Annotated in this window: 17 protein-coding genes; 5 read left to right on the forward strand and 12 right to left on the reverse strand. The window is 63.0% G+C overall.

All coding sequences use genetic code 11. The features are described from left to right. The first annotated feature begins 10 nt into the window (after positions 1-10). On the forward strand, positions 11-1,120 hold the full coding sequence (locus AC0L2X_RS14305) for a Gfo/Idh/MocA family protein (protein WP_473558083.1): 1,110 nt from the start codon (positions 11-13) through the stop codon (positions 1,118-1,120). A gap of 68 nt (positions 1,121-1,188) precedes the next feature. Here the strand turns inward: AC0L2X_RS14305 and AC0L2X_RS14310 are convergent, their stop codons facing one another. Beyond that, positions 1,189-1,887, reverse strand: a complete 699-nt coding sequence (locus tag AC0L2X_RS14310; RefSeq protein ID WP_473599943.1) for a TetR/AcrR family transcriptional regulator — start codon at positions 1,885-1,887, stop codon at positions 1,189-1,191. A 195-nt stretch (positions 1,888-2,082) separates the two neighbouring features. Between AC0L2X_RS14310 and AC0L2X_RS14315 the strand changes: the two genes are divergently transcribed. Next, positions 2,083-2,568, forward strand: a complete 486-nt coding sequence (locus tag AC0L2X_RS14315) for a RidA family protein (RefSeq protein WP_473558162.1) — start codon at positions 2,083-2,085, stop codon at positions 2,566-2,568. A 409-nt stretch (positions 2,569-2,977) separates the two neighbouring features. Continuing rightward, positions 2,978-3,409, forward strand: a complete 432-nt coding sequence (locus AC0L2X_RS14320; protein WP_473558165.1) for a nuclear transport factor 2 family protein — start codon at positions 2,978-2,980, stop codon at positions 3,407-3,409. 24 nt (positions 3,410-3,433) lie between these two features. Here the strand turns inward: AC0L2X_RS14320 and AC0L2X_RS14325 are convergent, their stop codons facing one another. The 9 genes from AC0L2X_RS14325 to AC0L2X_RS14365 all read right to left on the reverse strand — a co-directional run bounded on the left by AC0L2X_RS14325 (position 3,434) and on the right by AC0L2X_RS14365 (position 13,032). Further along, on the reverse strand, positions 3,434-4,177 hold the full coding sequence (locus AC0L2X_RS14325) for an amino acid ABC transporter ATP-binding protein (RefSeq protein WP_473558087.1): 744 nt from the start codon (positions 4,175-4,177) through the stop codon (positions 3,434-3,436). A gap of 25 nt (positions 4,178-4,202) precedes the next feature. Beyond that, a complete protein-coding gene (locus AC0L2X_RS14330) occupies positions 4,203-4,877 on the reverse strand; it encodes an amino acid ABC transporter permease (protein ID WP_473558090.1) in 675 nt (224 codons plus the stop codon). Continuing rightward, positions 4,874-5,545 (reverse strand): amino acid ABC transporter permease, encoded by a 672-nt coding sequence (locus AC0L2X_RS14335; protein ID WP_473558092.1) that lies wholly within the window; start codon positions 5,543-5,545, stop codon positions 4,874-4,876. The genes AC0L2X_RS14330 and AC0L2X_RS14335 overlap by 4 nt, the downstream gene beginning before the upstream one ends. A gap of 127 nt (positions 5,546-5,672) precedes the next feature. Then, positions 5,673-6,461, reverse strand: coding sequence for an ABC transporter substrate-binding protein (locus AC0L2X_RS14340; protein WP_352489924.1), 789 nt, complete (start codon positions 6,459-6,461; stop codon positions 5,673-5,675). Between the two features lie 111 nt (positions 6,462-6,572). Then, positions 6,573-7,736, reverse strand: coding sequence for a saccharopine dehydrogenase family protein (locus tag AC0L2X_RS14345; protein WP_473558094.1), 1,164 nt, complete (start codon positions 7,734-7,736; stop codon positions 6,573-6,575). Next, positions 7,733-8,236, reverse strand: coding sequence for an Lrp/AsnC family transcriptional regulator (locus AC0L2X_RS14350; protein WP_023677254.1), 504 nt, complete (start codon positions 8,234-8,236; stop codon positions 7,733-7,735). The genes AC0L2X_RS14345 and AC0L2X_RS14350 overlap by 4 nt, the downstream gene beginning before the upstream one ends. A 317-nt stretch (positions 8,237-8,553) precedes the next feature. After that, complete coding sequence (locus AC0L2X_RS14355; protein WP_473558097.1) at positions 8,554-9,597, reverse strand: acyltransferase family protein; 1,044 nt, start codon at positions 9,595-9,597, stop codon at positions 8,554-8,556. 202 nt (positions 9,598-9,799) lie between these two features. After that, positions 9,800-10,525 carry a 3-keto-5-aminohexanoate cleavage protein gene (locus tag AC0L2X_RS14360; RefSeq protein ID WP_473558099.1) on the reverse strand — a complete coding sequence of 242 codons (726 nt, stop codon included), beginning with the start codon at positions 10,523-10,525 and terminating at the stop codon, positions 9,800-9,802. Between the two features lie 182 nt (positions 10,526-10,707). Continuing rightward, positions 10,708-13,032, reverse strand: a complete 2,325-nt coding sequence (locus tag AC0L2X_RS14365) for a tetratricopeptide repeat protein (RefSeq protein WP_473599944.1) — start codon at positions 13,030-13,032, stop codon at positions 10,708-10,710. A 107-nt stretch (positions 13,033-13,139) separates the two neighbouring features. On the opposite strand from AC0L2X_RS14365, the gene AC0L2X_RS14370 reads away from it, so the two are divergent. Then, the gene (locus tag AC0L2X_RS14370) at positions 13,140-13,883 is read left to right on the forward strand and encodes a 2OG-Fe(II) oxygenase (protein WP_473558103.1); all 744 of its coding nucleotides are present in this window, start codon (positions 13,140-13,142) and stop codon (positions 13,881-13,883) included. A 24-nt stretch (positions 13,884-13,907) separates the two neighbouring features. Here the strand turns inward: AC0L2X_RS14370 and AC0L2X_RS14375 are convergent, their stop codons facing one another. Then, on the reverse strand, positions 13,908-15,257 hold the full coding sequence (locus AC0L2X_RS14375; protein WP_473558105.1) for a sigma-54-dependent transcriptional regulator: 1,350 nt from the start codon (positions 15,255-15,257) through the stop codon (positions 13,908-13,910). A gap of 6 nt (positions 15,258-15,263) precedes the next feature. After that, a complete protein-coding gene (locus AC0L2X_RS14380) occupies positions 15,264-17,123 on the reverse strand; it encodes a sensor histidine kinase (protein WP_473558108.1) in 1,860 nt (619 codons plus the stop codon). Positions 17,124-17,359: 236 nt separating this feature from the next. Between AC0L2X_RS14380 and AC0L2X_RS14385 the strand changes: the two genes are divergently transcribed. Then, positions 17,360-18,691, forward strand: a complete 1,332-nt coding sequence (locus AC0L2X_RS14385; protein WP_352489933.1) for a dicarboxylate/amino acid:cation symporter — start codon at positions 17,360-17,362, stop codon at positions 18,689-18,691. Positions 18,692-18,981: the final 290 nt, after the last annotated feature.

The raw sequence follows: 18,981 nt of genomic DNA on the forward strand, positions 1-18,981 counted from the left end.
GATAAGAATCATGCGCCTGTTGATACTCGGTACCGGCTGGATGGCGGAGGAGCACGCCAGGCAGTTCGGCAAGATCGATGGCGTCGAACTGATCGGCGCCGTCGATCTCGACCGTACGCGCGTCGACAAGTTTTCGGACATCTACGGTATCCCCTACCGGTTCGCGTCGCTGGACGAGGCGCTGGCATGGGGCAAGTTCGACGCGGTGGCGAACGTGACGCCCGATCGCATCCACCATCCGACCACCATGATGCTGATCGCGGCGGGCAAGCCGGTGCTGTGCGAAAAGCCGCTCGCCGAGAATTACCAGAGGGCCAGTGAAATGGCCGATGCCGCCGAGCGGGCCGGCATCATCAACATGGTCAACCTGACCTATCGCAATGTCGCGCCGCTGCAGAGAGCGCGCGCTATGGTGCTGGCCGGCGAGATCGGCACGGTCAGGCATGTCGAGGCGTCCTATCTGCAGAGCTGGCTGGTGTCCAAGTTCTGGGGCGACTGGCGCACCGATCCGAAATGGCTGTGGCGGCTGTCGCGCGGCCACGGCTCCAATGGCGTGCTGGGCGACGTCGGCATCCACATTCTCGATTTCGCCAGCTATGGCGCGGCGCTCGACATCGACCATGTGTTCTGCCGGCTGAGATCCTTCGACAAGGCGCCGGGCAACCGGATCGGCGAGTACGAACTCGATGCCAATGACAGTTTCACCATGGCGCTGGATTTCAGCAACGGCGCTTTCGGCGTCGTCCATGCCAGCCGCTGGGCGACCGGCCATTTGAACGAACTCCGTCTGCGCATCTACGGCGACAAGGGCGGCATCGAAGTCGTGCACAATCTGACCGGCTCGCAGCTGAAAGCCTGCATCGGCGAAGACGTCGAGAACGCCAAATGGCAGGTTCTCGACGCCGGAACGGTGGCGACCAACTACCAGCGCTTCGTCGATGCAGTCCGCAACGGCGTCCAGGCCGAACCGTCATTTCGCCACGCGGCCGAATTGCAGAAGGTCCTCGACCTCGCAGTCGTCTCGGATGGGAAGAGGGCTGAATTGAGCACGCACGCGATGCGCGATAGGCTTGGTTTCCCTCGCCGTCGGACGGGGCGGTCAGGGTCGAAACAAAACTGATCCCTTTGAACGACCGAGTTCGAATCTCGGCCGTTCACGGCAGGAACCGACGCCTGTGAAGGAAGAGTTCATCCTCTTGAAGAGAGGCCATCGAGCAGGAAGCCGAGGCCTTTGCGGAAAGCACCATCCCAATCGTTATCCAACAGCAGACGGGAGCGCTCAATTGTCGGGTAGCGTTCGCTGAGACGCGCATGGCGCTGCTGCGTGGCGGCCCTGCCGTCGTCCGAGAGGTCGAAGTTCGCCCGGCTGATGGTGGCGCCCATCACATAGTTCCACAGCGACCATATCGCGACGTTCAGATCTGCGTCCGCCACACCGGCCCTGGACAAGGTCTTAATCAGCAGTTCCAGGCGACCGAGGATGTTCGGGCCAAGCGCCCGGCGCGGCAACAGCGATGCCGACCAAGGATGGCGCAGCATGCTGGCGCGCCAGTCTTCGAGCATATGGACGACTTGCCCGCGCCAGTCTCGAGACTCAACCATTTGCGGCGGTCCGCGATATTCGAGCACCGAATCGAGCGCCAGATCAAAGACATCCCCTTTCTTGTCGACATGCCAATATAGGCTCATCACGCCCGAGCCGAGGCGATCGGCCAGCCGACGCATCGTCAACCCGTCGACCCCTTGGGCGTCCAGCAGTTCTACGGCGGTCGCCACAATACGTTCCCGCGACAGAGGCGGTTCACTGCGCGACTCCTTCACGGGCTGGAGCCGCCCGCTTGTCCGTTGAGACCGCGTGCTCCGGGCGTCGCTGCGTTTGGCTGCCATCCGTCTTCCCCGCTGTTCAGGCCGTCGATTTTGACCGGCAACGCGATGAATGTCGATCCTGAACGATTGACTCGTACGGCGTACCATGCGACTGGCTCGTGCGGCGTACGAGTCGATCGCCGATACCGGTTAATGTTCAATAATGGCCGCCGCGAGGGTTGCGTTGCTCGCCGTCCGCAGAGCCAAGAGAAAATCATGCCACGCGCCAAGCGCCTGCTTATCGGAGGGTTAATCGTCATGACCATGGGAGTTTCCACTGCTGCGACAGCGAATGAGAAAGATCTCAAGCTGACCATCGTCAATCCACAAACCCTCTACGACCCGTCGCCGAATGGCTACAGCACGGCAGTGATCACGCCCCGCGGAGCCCGGGTGGCCTACATCTCCGGACAGGGCGGCCAGGACAGCACGGGAGCCTTGTCGCCCGACTTCGCTGTCCAGGTTGCGCAGGCCTACGCAAATTTGCGCACCGCCCTCGATGCGCTCGGTGCGAGGCCGGATCAGGTCGCCAAGCTCACGGTCTTCGTGGTCGATCACAATATGTCCAAGCTCGAGGTGTTGACCAGGAACGTCAAGGAGATGTTCGGCGAGGCACTGCCGGCGCAGACTCTGGTTCCCGTTCCCAAGCTTGCAATCGACCCGATGCTCTTCGAGGTGGAGGCCGTTGTCGTGCTTGACTAGGTGCGCGGCTGTAGCTCCGATCGCCCAAATTGAAATGGGTCGAGCGCGCCGCCGACAGCCGCGCGCTCGCCATCACGAGGGCTGAGCAACAGGGCTTCGCCTGTTGCATCGGCGACAAGGGTGGCGTCGAAGTCGTGCACAATCAGGGTCGCACCACGCCTTCGTCATCCCAGGACGGAGCAAGGAGCGGAGCGACGCGGCGCAGACCCTAGGATGACGAAGTCATGATGGCTGAAGGCAAATTACGGATGTCGGAGATTTACGCAGCGTTCCCGCCGCCTGCCGCCTCGCTTCGCTCTTGCTCCGCCCTGGGACGAAGTCATGATGGCTGAGGGGCAATTGCGGATGTCGGAGATTGGCGGAGCGTTTCCTGGGCCCACCCAACATAGCCGCACCTGGAGATGAAATGATGGAGACCAGCGTAAGGAAGCTATTCGACCGATATGAGCGCTTTTTCAACCAATCCCTCGGCGGCGACATGGACATGGATGAGGTCGCATCGCTGTATGCTTCGGATTTCATAGCGGCTTCGCCCGCCGGGGTCATGACTGGAAAGAACGATGAACAACTCAAGCAGATCATGGCGCAAGGCTATGCGCACTATCGCGCGATAGGGACGAAGGAAATGCGGATACGCAACGTCCGGCTCTCGCCGATAGACGAACATCATTGCGTGGCTCATGTCGCCTGGACGGCAACCTATGCCCGCAAGGATCAATCGAAGGTGGCGATAGATTTTGACGTCCACTACCTCGTGCAGAAGTTGGACGGGGAGCCGAAGGTTTTCGGCTGGATATCGGACGACGAGCAGGCGCTGTTGAGAAAGCACGGCATCGTCTGAGGTCCGCTTTCTCCTAATGCCCTCCTAATGCCGCAGGATCTTGCTCAGGAAGGCGCGGCTGCGGTCGGTCTTCGGGTTGGAGAAGAACTCGTCCGGGGTGCCGCTTTCGACGATGGCGCCGGCGTCCATGAACACGACGCGCTGGGCGACCTTGCGGGCAAAGCCCATCTCGTGCGTCACCACCATCATGGTCATGCCTTCCTCGGCCACGGCGACCATGACGTCGAGCACCTCCGAGATCATCTCGGGATCGAGCGCCGAGGTCGGCTCGTCGAACAGCATGATCTTGGGGCGCATGCCGAGGCAGCGCGCGATCGCCACGCGCTGCTGCTGGCCGCCTGAGAGTTGCGCCGGATAGGCATCGACCTTGTCGGCGAGGCCGACCTTGGCGAGCAGCTCGCGCCCGGCCTTCTCGGCCTCAGTGCGCGGAATCTTGCGGACATGGATCGGCGCCAGCGTGACGTTCTCGAGCGCCGTCTTGTGCGGATAGAGATTGAAGGACTGGAAGACGAAGCCGATCTCGGTGCGCAGCCGCGTCATGTTGGTGGCGGGGTCGCCGAGGCGCTGGCCGTCGACCGTCAGGTTGCCGTCGCGGATCGTCTCCAGCCCGTTGATGCAGCGGATCAAGGTACTCTTGCCCGAGCCGCTCGGCCCGCAGACGACGACCACTTCGCGCGGCTCGATGCTGAGCGTGATATCCCTGAGCACATTGAGCTGGCCGAACCATTTGTTGACGCCGCGAAATTCGATCATGCCGGTTTTGGTCATATTGCCGGACCCTTGGGGTTCGATGTCACAACTGCACCTCGCCATGGGCCGCACCCATGCGCTGTTCCAGCCGGCGGGCCAGCATGATCAGGGGATAGCAGACGATGAAATAACCGAGGCCGACGAGGAAGAAGACGAGCAGGCCGTTCGGCACACGCTGCACCACCAGCCAGCCGACGCGGGTAAGGTCGGTGAGGCCGATGGCCGAGACCACCGAGGAATCCTTGATCAGCAGCACATATTGCCCGACCAGCGGCGGCAGCACGATGCGCATCGCCTGCGGCAGCACGACCTGGCGCATGCGCTGCCAGCGCGACAGGCCGGATGCCAACGCCGCCTCTACCTGGCCGGTCGGCACCGAGCGGATGCCGGCGACGACGATCTCGCAGATGAAGCAGGCGGCCAGATTGGTCAGCGCGATGATGCCGGCGGTGAAGGCGTCGAGCTCGATGCCGAGTTCCGGCAGGATGAAGAAGATCAGGAAGATCTGCACCAGGAACGGCGTGCCGCGGATCATGTCGACCCAGGCGCCGATCGCACCGCTGAGCAGCCGGTTGCCGCCGGTGCGCAGGATGCCGAGGCCGAAGCCGAGCAGCGTGCCCAGCACCAGGCTGATCAGCGACAGCACCACGGTCATGCCGAGGCCGCGCAGCGCGAGGGGATAGCTGCCCGCGATGCTTTGCAGCTGCTGCCAGATCATGTCCGTGCTCCCGCCAGGCCGAGCCAGCGCCCGGAGAGCGCCGCCAGCCCCTTCAGCCCGTAATAGAGGAGGAGGTAGAAGGCGGCGATGGTGATGAAACCTTCGGCCGGCATGAAGCGGTCGGAGGCGAGCAACTGTCCGGCGCGCGTCAGTTCGGCGACCGAGATCAGCGACAGCAGGGCGGAATCCTTGACCAGCACGATTGCCTGGCCGAGCAGCGGCGGGATCGTCACCTTGAACGCCTGCGGCAGGATGACGAGGCGCATGCGCTGGACATAGGTCATGCCCGAGGCGACGCCGGCCTCGACCTGGCCGCGCGGGATCGACAGGATGCCGGCGCGGATGATCTCGGCGACATAGGCGCCACTGTTCAGCGACAGGGCCAGGATGCCGACGACGAGCTCGGGCAGGACGAAGCCGAGCCGCGGCAGGCCGAAATAGAGGAAATAAAGCTGCGCCAGCAGCGGCGTGGCGCGCACCGCGTCGATATAGGCCTTGGCCGGGACGCGGAACAGCCGGCCGTGCTGCAGGTTCATAGCGGCGAGCACGATGCCGACGGCGAGCGCGCCGGCAAAGGAGAGGACAGACAGCCATACGGTCGTGACGAGGCCCTGCCCGAACAGGGGCAGATATTCGACGATTGTGCGGAAGCTGAAATTTTCGAGCATGGGTGGGGCGGTGAATGGTGATTGGTGATTGGTGAATAGCGAGTAGCGAGTAGCGAGTAGCGAGTAGCGAGTAGCGCTTTACCACTCACTACTCACTACTCACTACTCTCTATTCCCTCTACTCTACTCAGTGATCCTTCTTCCAGGCGTCGGAATTGACCCAGTAGTCGAGGTTCTTCTGCAGGCGGCCGTCGAGGCTGACCTGGTCGAGGAACAGGTTCATCCAGGTCAACAGGTCCTGCTCGTCATAGCGCGTGGCGAAGGCCAGTGGCTCCTTCGACAGCATGTCGGGCATGATGATGAAGCTGCCGGCCGGATAAGCGGTCGACTGGCCCTTGACCGCCGAGACGTCGTTGACGCCGCAATCGGCCTGGCCGTTGTTGACGGCGTCGAGCAGCAGCGGACCGCCGCCCTTGTAGCTCTTGATGTCGGCATCGGGGAAGGCGGCCTTGGCTTCCTTCTCTCCGGTGGCGCCGAGCAGCACCGCGATCTTGGTGCCCTTGGCCTTGCAGTCCTCGGTGGACTTGAAGGCGGTCCCAGCCTTGGTGAAGACGGTGCTGCCCGTGTACATGTAAGGCTTGGTGAAGGCGACCTTCATGCCACGCGCCAGCGTCGGCGTCATGTCGGCGACCAGAAGGTCGGCCTTGCCCGACAGCAGCGCCGGGATCAGGCCATCCCAGTCGAAGTCGAGGAAGGTGATCTTGACGCCCATTTCCTTGGCCATCAGTTCGGCGAGTTCGACCGAACTGCCGGTGCGTTCGCCGGCAGCACCGACCAGCGAGAAGGGCGGTCCTTGCGTCTGCACCGCAACGCGCAATTCACCGCGCTTGGTGATCTCGTCGAGCGTTCCGGCACTGGCGACAGCGGTGAGGCCGGCGAGCGCAAGTCCGGCGATGAAAAGCTTGGCAATCTTCATTTGGGCATTCCTCCTTGTTGTCGTTTGTTGTTCCACTTGTTGTTTCACCCCATCGAGGTGCTTTTTGAGCGGCGGCGCCGTTGCCGGCGGCAACCACCGTTCGAAAATCCTTCAGTCCCAGCTCACCGTTTCGGCGACCTTGATGCCGCGCCTGGCCAGCTCATCGAGGAAGCGGCCATCGGGCACATGCAGCAGCGGGTTGAGCAGGCCGGGCGCGGCGATCTCGCGCCGTGCCAGCATCTGCGCCACGATGCTGGCGGGATAGCCGACGCCGAGGCTCATGCCGAACAGGCCGGAGGCGAGATCGCGTTCGATGACCAGCTCCGAGGTCACCGTCTTGCGGCGGCCGCCTTCGCTGCCGACAAAGACGTTGCGCATCACGCAAAGGTCTTTTTCGTCGGCGCCATATTGCAGTTGCGGACCGAGCAGCCGGCCTAGGAATTCGCGCGGGCTGACGCCGGTGCCGGGCACCTTGTCCTCGGAGAGGAAGCCGAGCTGCTTCAGCGGCGCCCAGAACGCCGACCAGCCGGGCCAGCGCAGCGAATAGCGGCCGGAGCGCTGCAGCCCCTTGGCGGCGGCGAGCATGCCGGCATAATGCGGCGCGTCGCCATTGGGGAAGGCTTCGAGCCTGCCCAGTCCCGCCACCTCGATTTCGTGGATGAAACGATTGTCGTGCTGGCGGGCGGCCGGCACATCGACCCGTTTGCCGTCCTCGACCAGCACGCTGTCGCGGTTCTGGCTGACCAGAACCATGTCGAAATTCCAGCTCACCTTGTAGCGCAGCGGCTCAACCACTGCCCTCGGTTCGGGAATGCCGCCGCAGTAGGAATCGATCGCAGTGATGGTGTCGAACTGGCTTGCGGCGCGTGCGTAGAGCACCAGGTCGATGCCGGGGTCGAGCCCGCATTCGGTCACGATCGACACGCCGGCCTTTTCGGCCTCGGGAGCGAGATCGGCGATGGCCTTGCCGTAATTGGTGGTGACCAGCGGCGTGCGCGTCGCGATCGCCGCCTGCACTGCCTCGCGCATCAGCGGCTGTGGCAACAGGTCGATGACCGCGTCGACGTCCTTCATCACGTCGGCCAATGCCGGGCCGATCGCGCCCTCCGGCACGACGAAACGCACCCGGGCAAGGTCGGTCAGGCCGCCAAGCCGCGCCGCGCCATCGGTTGCGGTGTCGACGCAGACCACTTGCTCGACGCCGTCGCTGGCAACGAGATCGGCGATCGCCGCCCGGCCTTGCAGGCCGAGGCCGCCGAGAACCGCGATCTTCATGCCATTTCCTTTCGCGTCTCGTCCGACCAGCAGCCTTCAGGCAGGCTGACCCATTTGTTGCAGGACGCCATGACGACGAAGGTCTCGCTGCGCACGACCTCGCCCGGCTCACCGGCGCCGGGGATCAGTTCGCTGGTGACGCGGTAGAGATCGGCGACATCGCCGGCCACGGTCACGTCGACGATAATGTCGAAGCGTCCGGTGACGACGGCGGCCGAATTCACGAAAGGCAATTCCGAGATGCGCTGCGCCAGTTCCCGCGCCCGGCCGCGCCCTTGTGCATTGATGCCGACGATGGCCGAGATCAGCTCGGGGCGTTCGGTCAGGTTGAGCAGCCCGACGATCTTGAGCAGGTTGCGGTCGAGCAGGTTGCGCAGCCGCATGCGCACCGTCGGCACCGAGATCGCCATCTTCTCGGCGAGGCGGTTGACGCCAAGCTGCGCATCCTGCGACAGCAGCTTGACCAGTCGCCGGTCGGTCTGATCGAGATGTTCTCGCAAGCGCTCAGGCTTTCATAAAGGGAAAGAAACGATTGGATTTTCTTTCAGATATGAAAATACCTTATGAGATATTTTTAACAACGGCAAGAGCCATGTCATCCGCCGTGGCTCTGTGCCTGTTGGCAATTTCGTCGAGTGCGCCACATTTTGTTCTTGCTTTGTGCCGGCAGCTATGCTATTAATTTGGGTATCGTGCCAATTTGGCTCCAACGACCCGTCCTCCCGAGGCGGGTTTTTGTTTCCGGATCTTTTGAAGGTTCAGCGCCGCCGGTCTAAGGTTGGCGGGACAGCGTGGTTCCGCGGAGCGCAGCCGCAACTCATGCCTTCACCTGACGGGCGGAAAGGCTCATCCGCGAAATGGCCAAAAGCGGCTTTTCAATAAAACTGTAGCTGGCCAGGGAGACGGCAATGCAGGCTGCGACAATAACCATGCCAGCAACCCATGGTGATACGCTGACGCTTGCAACGACAGGAGCGGTCGCAAGCAGCACGATAGGATGGGTCAGATAGAGAGAGTAGGAGGCATCGCCTAATCTTGCCAGCAGGCGAGGAGCAAAAAGCCGGAAGTAGCTTTCCAGGCTGATGCAACCCGCGACAAGGATCAAGGCCGGGATTCCCTGAGCAAGGGTTCGCGGCAAGTTGAAGCCAAGTACCATCACCAGCATGGACACGATGGCGAACACGAGCGCCGAGACACCCAGGACGGTAGGCAAACGCGCCAGTCTGCCGACCAGGTGGCCGAGCGCCATGCCGGCAAGGAACTCAAACAGGATTGGCGTGGTATAGAAAAATAGCACAGTGTCGGCGGCGGGTTTGAAGACGATGCGCGCCGCTACGGCGATTGCAAAGACAACGCCGACCATGGCCATTTGCGTCAGCGTGCCGAAACGCATAGTCGCCGCGAACAGAATGTAAAACAGGATTTCCAGATTGAGCGTCCAACCCACGCCAAGCACCGGTTGGACATAGCCTGTGACCGTATCGAGATAGGCTATGAAAAGCAGGCTATTGGTGATCTGCTCAAGAAACACTGCACGACCGGCAAACAACCAAAGTGCGGCGACCATAAGGAAGGTCATAACCCAATAGAACGGAACGACGCGCGTGAAGCGCTGCATCAAAAAAGCACGATGGTCGGCGCGTCTGTTCTCTGTCGAGAGAACCATTACAAAACCACTGATGACGAAAAACAGGTCGACGCCGCTGTTTAGAACGGGAATACGCAGATCGAGCATGCCCAGTGCGGCCGGAAGATGATAGATAACAACCATGAGGGCTGCTAGCCCGCGCAGGACCTGTATCGATGTATATTGTTGAACCCGACGCGGCGCAGCGTGACCATTCTCTGGAATGATGTTCATCAAAAATGGTCCCCGGTGCGGGGGAGCATTAACACACGCGATCGTCGATGTGCCGATTAATTGTTGGTTTAATTAACACGTAAAGTTTTAGATAAGTTTTATTGATATAGCGTGCCGCCACACTTATGCTCGGCCGACTTTGGCCTGCCTCGTTGCCAAACTTGGCATCTCCCCAGTGAAGAGGAGATTGGCCGTTCCCGCGCTAACGGCTGGTCTCGAAGATAGCGACGGCTGCCCCTGTCAGCGCAGCGTTACCGGGGGCTACCGTTCCATCAGGAAGCTCCTTGCCGTCTTCCAGCCCGACGCGCGTCGACCAACGGCGTTCCGCCGCCCGACGCACGAAAGGCCAGACCGTGGCGTCGGCGCCGTGCAGCAGGATTGCCCGGCGCATTCCGGCGCCGTCGAGCACGGCGGCGATATCGTCGCCGATCTCCAGCGCAGCGTCCGGCTCCTGCTCGGAGATTTCGATCAGGATGCGCAGCACGCGTTTGCCATGGTCGAGGCTCACCAGCCGCTCGGCATCGGCGACGGAGGCGAGCCCGGCCTCGATGCCAATGCCGCGCTGGCGCAGACGCTCCATGACGGCGGGCGCGGCGTCTTCGCTGAGATTGACCGAGGCGTAGTCGGGCAGCTCGCTCCAGCCGGCGATCGCGGCCAGCGTCCGCTGGTCGTCGTTCTCGATCCAGGCACCCGTCGACACGCCGATCAGCGTCCCCGGGCAGGCGCGGCGGAGCGCCAGCACCGTCCGGTCCATCGCCGCCGGCGCGATGCTTTCGCGGCCATCGAGCTCGCGCGCATGGATGTGCAACTCGGCGGCACCGGCGGCGACCGAGGCGGCGCCGTCACGCGCCATGACCTCCGCCGTCAGCGGCAGTTGCGGATGATAGTCGGCGCTGCGCGCACCATTGATGCATGTCTGGACGATCATGCTATGGGCAGTCCGGTTGCGGTTGCTGCCAGTCTAGCGCGGGCCAGTGAAAACCGGAATCACGCTGGCGAAGGCTCCTGACATATGGACGTGGCACAGCCTGAATCAGTCTGGCAGTGTGTGTCTCTATCGCCTTGTTCGCCAACGATCTTCTCGGCAAAAGAGGACGGTCGTTTGCAGAGTTATGGCGGCACGCCCAGATCGTGCAGCGCACTCATGGCGGCTCGGTATTCGACGAAATCCCTGGGACAATCGCTAGCGGCGAGCCGGTAAAGCCGTAAGGCTTCCTCGCTATGCCCCTGGAGCCGGCTAAGCTCGGCCGTGTAGAAATTCGTTTCGCAGACTTGTCCGGTTCTCTGGGCCAGGCCCACAGCACCAGCATCCGAAAGCGCTTCGGCGGGCGTCTTTTCACCCAGCAGCATGCTGACCAGCGGTGCCGGCCACTTCGTCATGTCGAGCTTGCCTTTCGCTTCCTTCAAATGGCTCGCCGCGCCGTTGCGCCGCGCGGCAATATCAAGCCAGATGGCAAAATAGGCATTGTCGGGCGTGAGAGCAGCCCCCTGCTCGAAATCCGCCTGCGCGTTCGCCATCGCACCGGAATAGAGATACAGGGTGCCCCGGCCAGCATAGGTAGAGGCGTCTTTCGGATCGAGGTTGATTGCTTTGCCATAGTCGGCGATAGCGCGGTCGTATTGGTCCTTTGCCGTCCAGGCAATGCCTCGGTTTTGGTAGCTCTTGACAAGTCTCGGATCGAGGCTGATCGCGCGGTCGTAGTCGGCGATGGCAAGGTCGTACTCGCCTTTCCTGCTCCAGGCGAAACCTCGGTCGTTGTAGGCGACCGCCTTTGTCGGATCGAGAGCGATGGTCTGGCTGTAATCGGCGATGGCACGATCGTCCTTGCCCTTTCGAAGCCAGGCGGTGCCCCGATCGTAGTAGGCGCTCGTCAGTTTCGGATCGAGGCTGATGGCTCGGCTCGAATCCTCAATGGCGTGATCGTCCTCCCCCTTCGTGTACCAGGCCTCGCTACGGTTGACGTAGATTTTCGGATTTGTCGGATCGAGCCTGATCGCCTGGGTGTAATCGGCAATGGCACTGTCCGCATCGCCCCTTGCAAGCGAGGCGATGCCTCTGTTGAAATAGGCATTGCCAAGGTTCGGGTCGAAGGTGATCGCCTGGCTGTAATCGGCGATGGCACGATCGATGTCGCCCTTGTTTGCTCGGGCCAGACCCCGGTTTGAATAAGAAATGGCGTGTTTCGGATCGAGGCTGATCGCTTGGTCGTAGTCGGCGATGGCACGGTCGAAATCGCCTTTCGCCGCCCATGCTATCCCCCGGTTGTTGTAGGCGTCGACATATTTCGGATCCAGCGCGATGGCCTGACCATAGTCAGCGATGCCGCCATCGGAGTCACCTGCGTCGGATCGGGCCGCACCTCGCGCGAAGTATGCGACGGCGAGTTTTGGATCGATGCCGATCGCCTTGCCATAGTCGGCGATGGCGCGGTCATGATCCCTCAGGTTGACCCGAGTGACGCCTCTGCTGTAATAGGCCGGTGCAAATGTCGGATCGAGGCTGATGGACATGTCGAAGTCCGCCAGCGCCCGGTGATGGTCGCCCTTGTTCGACCAGGCGAGGCCTCTGTTGTAGTAGACGCTAGCATCCTTCGGATCGATCGCGACGACCTGATTGTAGTCGGCGATAGCGCCGTCAAAATCGCCGCCCGTCAGCCGGGCATTGCCGCGCCGGTAGTAGGCATGCGCGTTTTTCGGATCGAGGCTGATCACCTTGTCATAGTCGGCCAGCGCGCGCTCCTCTTCGCCCTTGCTGGTCAACGCATCGGCGCGGCCATTCAGGGAACCGGCGTCGATCGGATTGAGCCTGATGGCCTGATCGAAGTCGGCTATCGCGCGGTCGTGGTCGCCTTTGCTTGCCCAGATCAGCCCGCGATTGTGATAACTTCTGCCGTCTTCGGGATCGAGGCTGATTGCCTTGTCATAGTCGGCGATAGCGCGGTCGTATTGGTCCTTTGCCGTCCAGGCGATGCCTCGGTTGTAGTAGGCATCGCCATATTTCGGGTCCAGGCTGATCGCCTTGTCCAGATCGGCGATGCCCTTGTCGTAGTCCTCCTTGAAGACCCAGCTGATGCCCCGGTTGTAGTAGCCGCTGGCGACGGTCGGGGCGATGTCGACGAACGCGCTGTAGTCGGCGATGGCGCGGTCGTAGTCGCCTCGTTCCGTGAGGGCATTGCCGCGCCTGAAATAGGCAATGCCACGGTTTTCAACGGGCTCTGTCGCATCGTCGATCATGCGCGTGCAGGCGGCGATCCGCGTGCTGGCCTCGACATCGTCGTCGCTGACGCAGTCGCTGCTGGCCGACAAGGCCGGGAGCGCTGAGACAAGCAGGAGAATGAGACAAACGAGGAATTGCGCGGCCGCCCCGTTCCTTTGTCGAACCCATCCGGTCAATTCGCCCCCCATCGCGTCAAGCCGCGCTGCATTGTTATTCAACGAAATCCCCTAGACAATCGCTAACGAGCTCACCCGGCAAGAAACGGGTGGTCCGCGCGCGCCGTTTCACCCATCTCAATGACAGAGAAGCCACAGGAGGCGAAGCCATGACCATCCATTCGATAGGCGCGAAAGCGGCGGTGAAATCGGCGGAGGTGCGCGTTGCCGGATATGACTGGCGGAAGCTGACCGATGAGCTGAGCAGCTACGGTTGCGCGGTGATGGAAAAGCTGCTGACGCCGCAGGAGTGCCGGCATATCGCCGGACTTTATCCGGACGAGAGCCATTTCCGCAGCCATGTCCAGATGGCGCGGCATGGCTTCGGCAAGGGCGAGTATCGCTATTTCCGCTATCCCTTGCCCGATCTGATCGGCGGCTTGCGCACCGCGCTCTATCCGCGCCTGGCCGCGGTCGCCAACGACTGGAACGAGCGCATGGGTATCGCGCAGCGCTATCCCGACGAACACGCCGCGTTCCTCAGGCAATGCCACGAGCAGGGCCAGACGCGGCCGACGCCGCTCCTGCTGCAATATGTCCCCGGCGACTTCAACTGCCTGCACCAGGATCTCTACGGCGATCTTGCCTTCCCGCTGCAGGTGGCGATCCTGTTGTCCGAACCGGGCAAGGATTTCACGGGTGGCGAGTTCGTGCTGACCGAGCAGCGTCCGCGCATGCAGAGCCGCGTCGAGGTGGTGCCGCTGCGCCAGGGCGATGCGGTCGCCTTCGCGGTTCACAATCGTCCGGTCCAGGGCAGCAAGGGCAATTACCGCGTCAATCTCAGGCACGGCGTCAGCCGGCTTCGCTCCGGCATGCGCCACACCGTCGGCATCATCTTCCACGACGCCAAATAGCCGAGCCGCTCGGCCCGGCGACGATTACCTGGAAAAATCGCTGCGCACGATGCCGTGGCGCTGGAGCTTGTCGTAGAAGGTCTTGCGCGGAATCCCCAACGCTTCGATCGTGCGCCTGACGTCGCCCTCGTTGCGGCCAAGCGCCTCGCGGATGATGTCGGCCTCGTAGCGCTCCAGCCGCTCCGGCAGCTTCATGGCGGCGTTCGATTGGGTCGGGGCAGGGGCTTCGGCGCCTTCCTCCAATCCAAGCACGAACCGCTCGGCGAAATGCGCCAGTTCGCGCACATTGCCCGGCCAGTCATGATCGCTGAGATGGCGATGCACCGTCGCCGGCACTGCCGGCACCTGGCGGTGGAAGCGGGCGGCGGCGCGCTCGGCGAAATAGAAGAACAGAAGGGCGATATCGTCGCGGCGCTCGCGCAGCGGCGGGATCGAGATCGTCACGACGTTGAGCCGGTAGTAGAGGTCCTCGCGGAAAGCGCCGCGCTGGAGCGGATCGCCGAGGTCGACCTTGGCGGCGGCGACGACGCGCAGATCCACCGGCCGCACCTCGTTGGTGCCGAGCGGGGTGACCTCGCGCATCTCCAGCACACGCAGCATCTGCACCTGTGTCGAGACCGGCATGCTTTCGATCTCGTCGAGGAACAGCGTGCCGCCGCTGGCGTGCTCGATGCGGCCGATCCGTTTCTTCTGCGCGCCGGTGAAGGCGCCGGCCTCATGGCCGAACAACTCGCTCTCGATGACCGTCTCCGGCAGCGTGCCGCAATTCAGCGCGACGAAATTGCCCTTGGCGCGGCGGCTCCAGCGATGCAGAAGGCTTGCCACCACTTCCTTGCCGGAGCCGGTCTCGCCGGTGACCAGCACGTCGACATCGGTATCGGCGATCTGGCGTAGTGTACGGCGCAGCCTGTCCATGGCCGGTGTCTGGCCGATCAGCGGCAGGCTGTCCTGCGCCTCTCCGGCCGCCTCGCGCAAGGCGCGGTTCTCCATCACCAGGCGGCGCTTTTCCGCTGCCCGGCGCACGCTCTGCACCAGCCGGTCGGCGGCGAAAGGTTTGGTGATGAAGTCGTAGGCGCCATCCTTGATCGCCTTGACGGCCATGGCGATGTCGCCGTGGCCGGTGACGAGGATGACGGGAATGTCGGCATCCAGCCGCAGGATGCGGTTGAAAAGTTGCAACCCGTCAATCTGAGGCATGCGGATATCCGACACCACGACGCCGGCAAAACCGGCGTCGAGCCTGGCCAGCGCCTCGGCCGCCACCGCAAAGGCCGAGACCGAGAAGCCGGCAAGCTCCAGCGTCTGCGCGGTGGCCTTGAGGAGATCGCGGTCGTCGTCGATCAGGACCACCGGCGCGGCATTGTCGTTCGTCATGATGGCTTACGCTGCTGTCTGGAGATGAATGGTGAAGCGGGTGCCGCCGTCGTCGCTCGAAACCTCGATGCGACCGCCATAATCGGCGACGATATCCTTTGAGATGACGAGACCAAGGCCAAGGCCTTTTTCCTTGGAGGTGTTGAACGGCGTGAACAGCGATTTGAGAATCCCTGGCGGAATGCCAGGTCCGTTATCGGACACGCCGACCGTCACGCCGTCCGCGGTCTCTTCGACCGATACCTGCACATGAGCGTCGGCGCGGCCGTCGAGTGCTTCGAGCGCGTTCTGGAAGAGGTTGATCAGCACCTGTTCGAGCCGCACCCGATTGCCCATGACCTTGAGGGCACGCGGCGGCAGGTCGATGGCCAATGCGTCGAGCCGGCCGGCAAAGCGGCTTCTCAACAGCATGACGGCCCCCTCGATGACACCCCGCAGTTCGACAGGCTCGGCGGCGGTGCGGCCCTTGCGGGCAAATGCCTTCAACTCCTCGGTGATCGAGCCGATGCGTTCGGTAAGGGCTGCGATGGCGCCGAGGTTTTCCTCGGCCGGCCCGGTCTGCTTGCGGTCGAGGAAGGTGCGGGCGTTGTCGGCATAGGCGCGGATGGTGGCGACCGGCTGGTTGATCTCATGGGCGACACCTGCGGCGACCTGGCCGAGGATGGCGAGGCGGTTGGCCTGGACCAGATCCTGCTGCACGATCTGGAGCTTGGCTTCCGTGCTGCGGTGGTCTGATATCTCGGCCTGCAGCCGGTCGCGGGCGCGGCTCAGATCATCGGTGCGTTCGACGACGCGGCGTTCGAGTTCGGTGCGGGCCGCCTGTTCGGCGGCAATCCGCATCTGCGCCGACTGTCGGCGCCACAACAGATACGCGGCAAAGCCGAGCAGCGGGACGACGACGCCTAACGCAAGAAGCCGCATTTCGCGGACGGCAGCGGCGATTGGCGCTTCAGCCGGGATCAGATAGTCGAGCCGCCAGGGGGTCGAAGGGACCGGCGTGGAAAGGTTGAGATACTGCGCGTCGCTGCCGCCGGGCGTCACCGCGTGGACGACCGACACATCCGGGCTGAGCGCCTGCAGGTGCATGATCGGCAACGGCACAAGCGGCGCGTCGCCGAACTGTTGGCTGTCGCGAATTGCGGCTTGCTTGGGTGCGGCCAGCGGCGCGGTTGTCATGAACCGCCAGGACGGTACGCTGGTGATCAGGACGACGCCGTTCTCGTCGCTGACATAGGCGGGGCGGTTCGCCTCGCGCCAGTCGGCTTCGAGCTGGTCGAACTCCATCTTGACGACGACGACGCCGAGCGGTGCGGCTGCATCGCCGACGCGCCGCGAAATGTAGAGGCCGGGACGCTTGCTGACATTGCCGAGCGCAAAATACTCGGCGGTTCCGGCCTGCATCGCGCCAGAGAAATAATCGCGAAAACGGTAGTCGTTGCCGACGAAGCTGATCGGCTCGTGCCAGTTGCTGGAGGCGATCGCCAGTCCATCGGTGCCGACGACATAGAGTACCGACGCCTTGGTGCCGGAGACCAGCCCCTCGAGCTTGCGGTTCAGCACATCGATTGCCGCGGCATTTTTTTGCGATAGCGCGTCACGCACTTGCTGGTCTGCAGACAAAAGCAGGGGTAGGGCGCGCGGGCTTTCGAGCACGGCGCGCAGCAGCGCGACCTTCAGATTGGCGTCGGTACGCCCCTGCGCCGCCAAGGTCTCGACCTCGGTCTTGCGGCCGTAGAGGCCGGCGCCGTAGAGCGCTGCCGTGACGATCAGCAGGGCGACGGCCGCAAACAGCAGCCAGGCTCGCCGCGCCCGCCTGGCGAGTTGCTCGGGCGTCGAAGACAAGGCACCGGCGGGGCGTTGCAGCATCGCCCATTTGTGCATGAACTCGCACAAAACACAATTCGACCTATGCGGAGATTCGCACTTGTCTATGCGTCCAGCACTGCGGACGCTTGCGAATATTCAACAAAATCAATGATGAAAAGCTCTTCTGCGTATCTGGCACGGCTGTTGCAAACACGAATTCGGCAGTCGCGAGGCTGCTGGTCAAAACAACTGCCCCGGGGAGTCGAGCTTTCGATCGGGGCGCCATGGAGGACGTCATGCAGACAGCAATCGCTGCCGCCGAGCCGCGCGGCAAAGTACCCTTATACCGGCATCTTTATGTGCAGGTGCTGGCGGCGATCGCCGCCGGTGTGCTGCTCGGCCATTTCTATCCCGAAACCGGCGAGGCGATGAAGCCGTTCGGCGATGCCTTCATCAAGCTGGTGAAGATGGTGATCGCGCCGGTGATCTTCCTGACGGTGGCGACCGGCATAGCCGGCGTTTCCGACCTGCAGAAGGTCGGCCGCGTCGCCGGCAAGGCGATGATCTATTTCCTGGTGTTCTCGACGCTGGCGCTGGTCGTCGGCCTGGTCGTCTCCAATGTCGTCCAGCCCGGCGCCGGCATGCATATCAATCCGGCGACGCTCGATACCACCAAGGTGGCGGCCTATGCCGAGAAGGCGCACGACACAACCATCGTCGGCTTCCTGATGAACATCATCCCCGACACCATCACCGGCGCCTTCGCGCAGGGCGACATTTTGCAGGTGCTGTTCTTCTCGGTGCTGTTCGGCGTCGCCCTGGCACTGGTCGGCGATCGCGGCCGTCCGGTCGTCGATTTCCTGCAGGCGCTGACCACGCCGATCTTCCGCCTCGTCGCCATCCTGATGAAGGCCGCGCCGATCGGCGCGTTTGGCGCGATGGCCTTCACCATCGGCAAATACGGCATCGGCTCGATCGCCAACCTCGCCATGCTGATCGGCACGTTCTACCTGACCGCGCTGCTGTTCGTGCTGGTGGTGCTCGGCGCGGTCGCCCGCTACAATGGCTTCTCGATCCTGGCGCTGATCCGCTACATCAAGGAAGAGCTGCTGCTGGTGCTCGGCACCTCGTCCTCGGAAGCGGCATTGCCGGGCCTGATGGCCAAGATGGAGCGCGCCGGCTGCAACCGCTCGGTGGTCGGCCTGGTCATCCCGACCGGCTATTCCTTCAATCTGGACGGCACCAACATCTACATGACGCTAGCGGCGCTGTTCATCGCGCAGGCGACCGACACGCCGCTCACCTACGGCGACCAGATCCTGCTGCTCGCCGTCGCCATGCTGAGCTCCAAGGGTGCCGCCGGCATCACCGGCGCCGGCTTTATCACCCTGGCGGCGACGCTCTCGGTCGTACCCACCGTGCCGGTCGCGGGCATGGCGCTGATCCTCGGCGTCGACCGCTTCATGTCGGAATGCCGGGCGCTGACCAACTTCATCGGCAATGCCGTGGCGACAGTGGTGGTGGCGCGCTGGGAGGGGGAACTCGACCAGACGAAGTTTGCCGCCGCCATGGCCGGCGACTTGCCGGAGGAAGTCGACCTATCGCTGCCGGGTTTGCAGGCCGCCTGACTGTTTAGGCCACATGGCTTTAAGCCCGGAGGCGGTTCGCCGGCTCCGGGCAAAAGCACCGGCGGTCGTGGCATGCCGCCTGAAACGCAACCTGAAGTGGCCCTGTTTTCGACGCGGGGCTTGTTCCAGCCGCATTTGAAGGCCAGTATCCGCCATGCCTTCAAGGCACCCGTCCGCTTCGCTCCCGACCTGATCGCGAGGCGAGACATTTCCGTCGGGCTCGGTTGAATCTCATCCTTGCCGAAATCGTCGGAGCTTTTGCTGCCGCCGACCCCTGACCATGGCAGCAG

The sequence above is a fragment of the Mesorhizobium sp. WSM4828 genome (assembly GCF_055811175.1).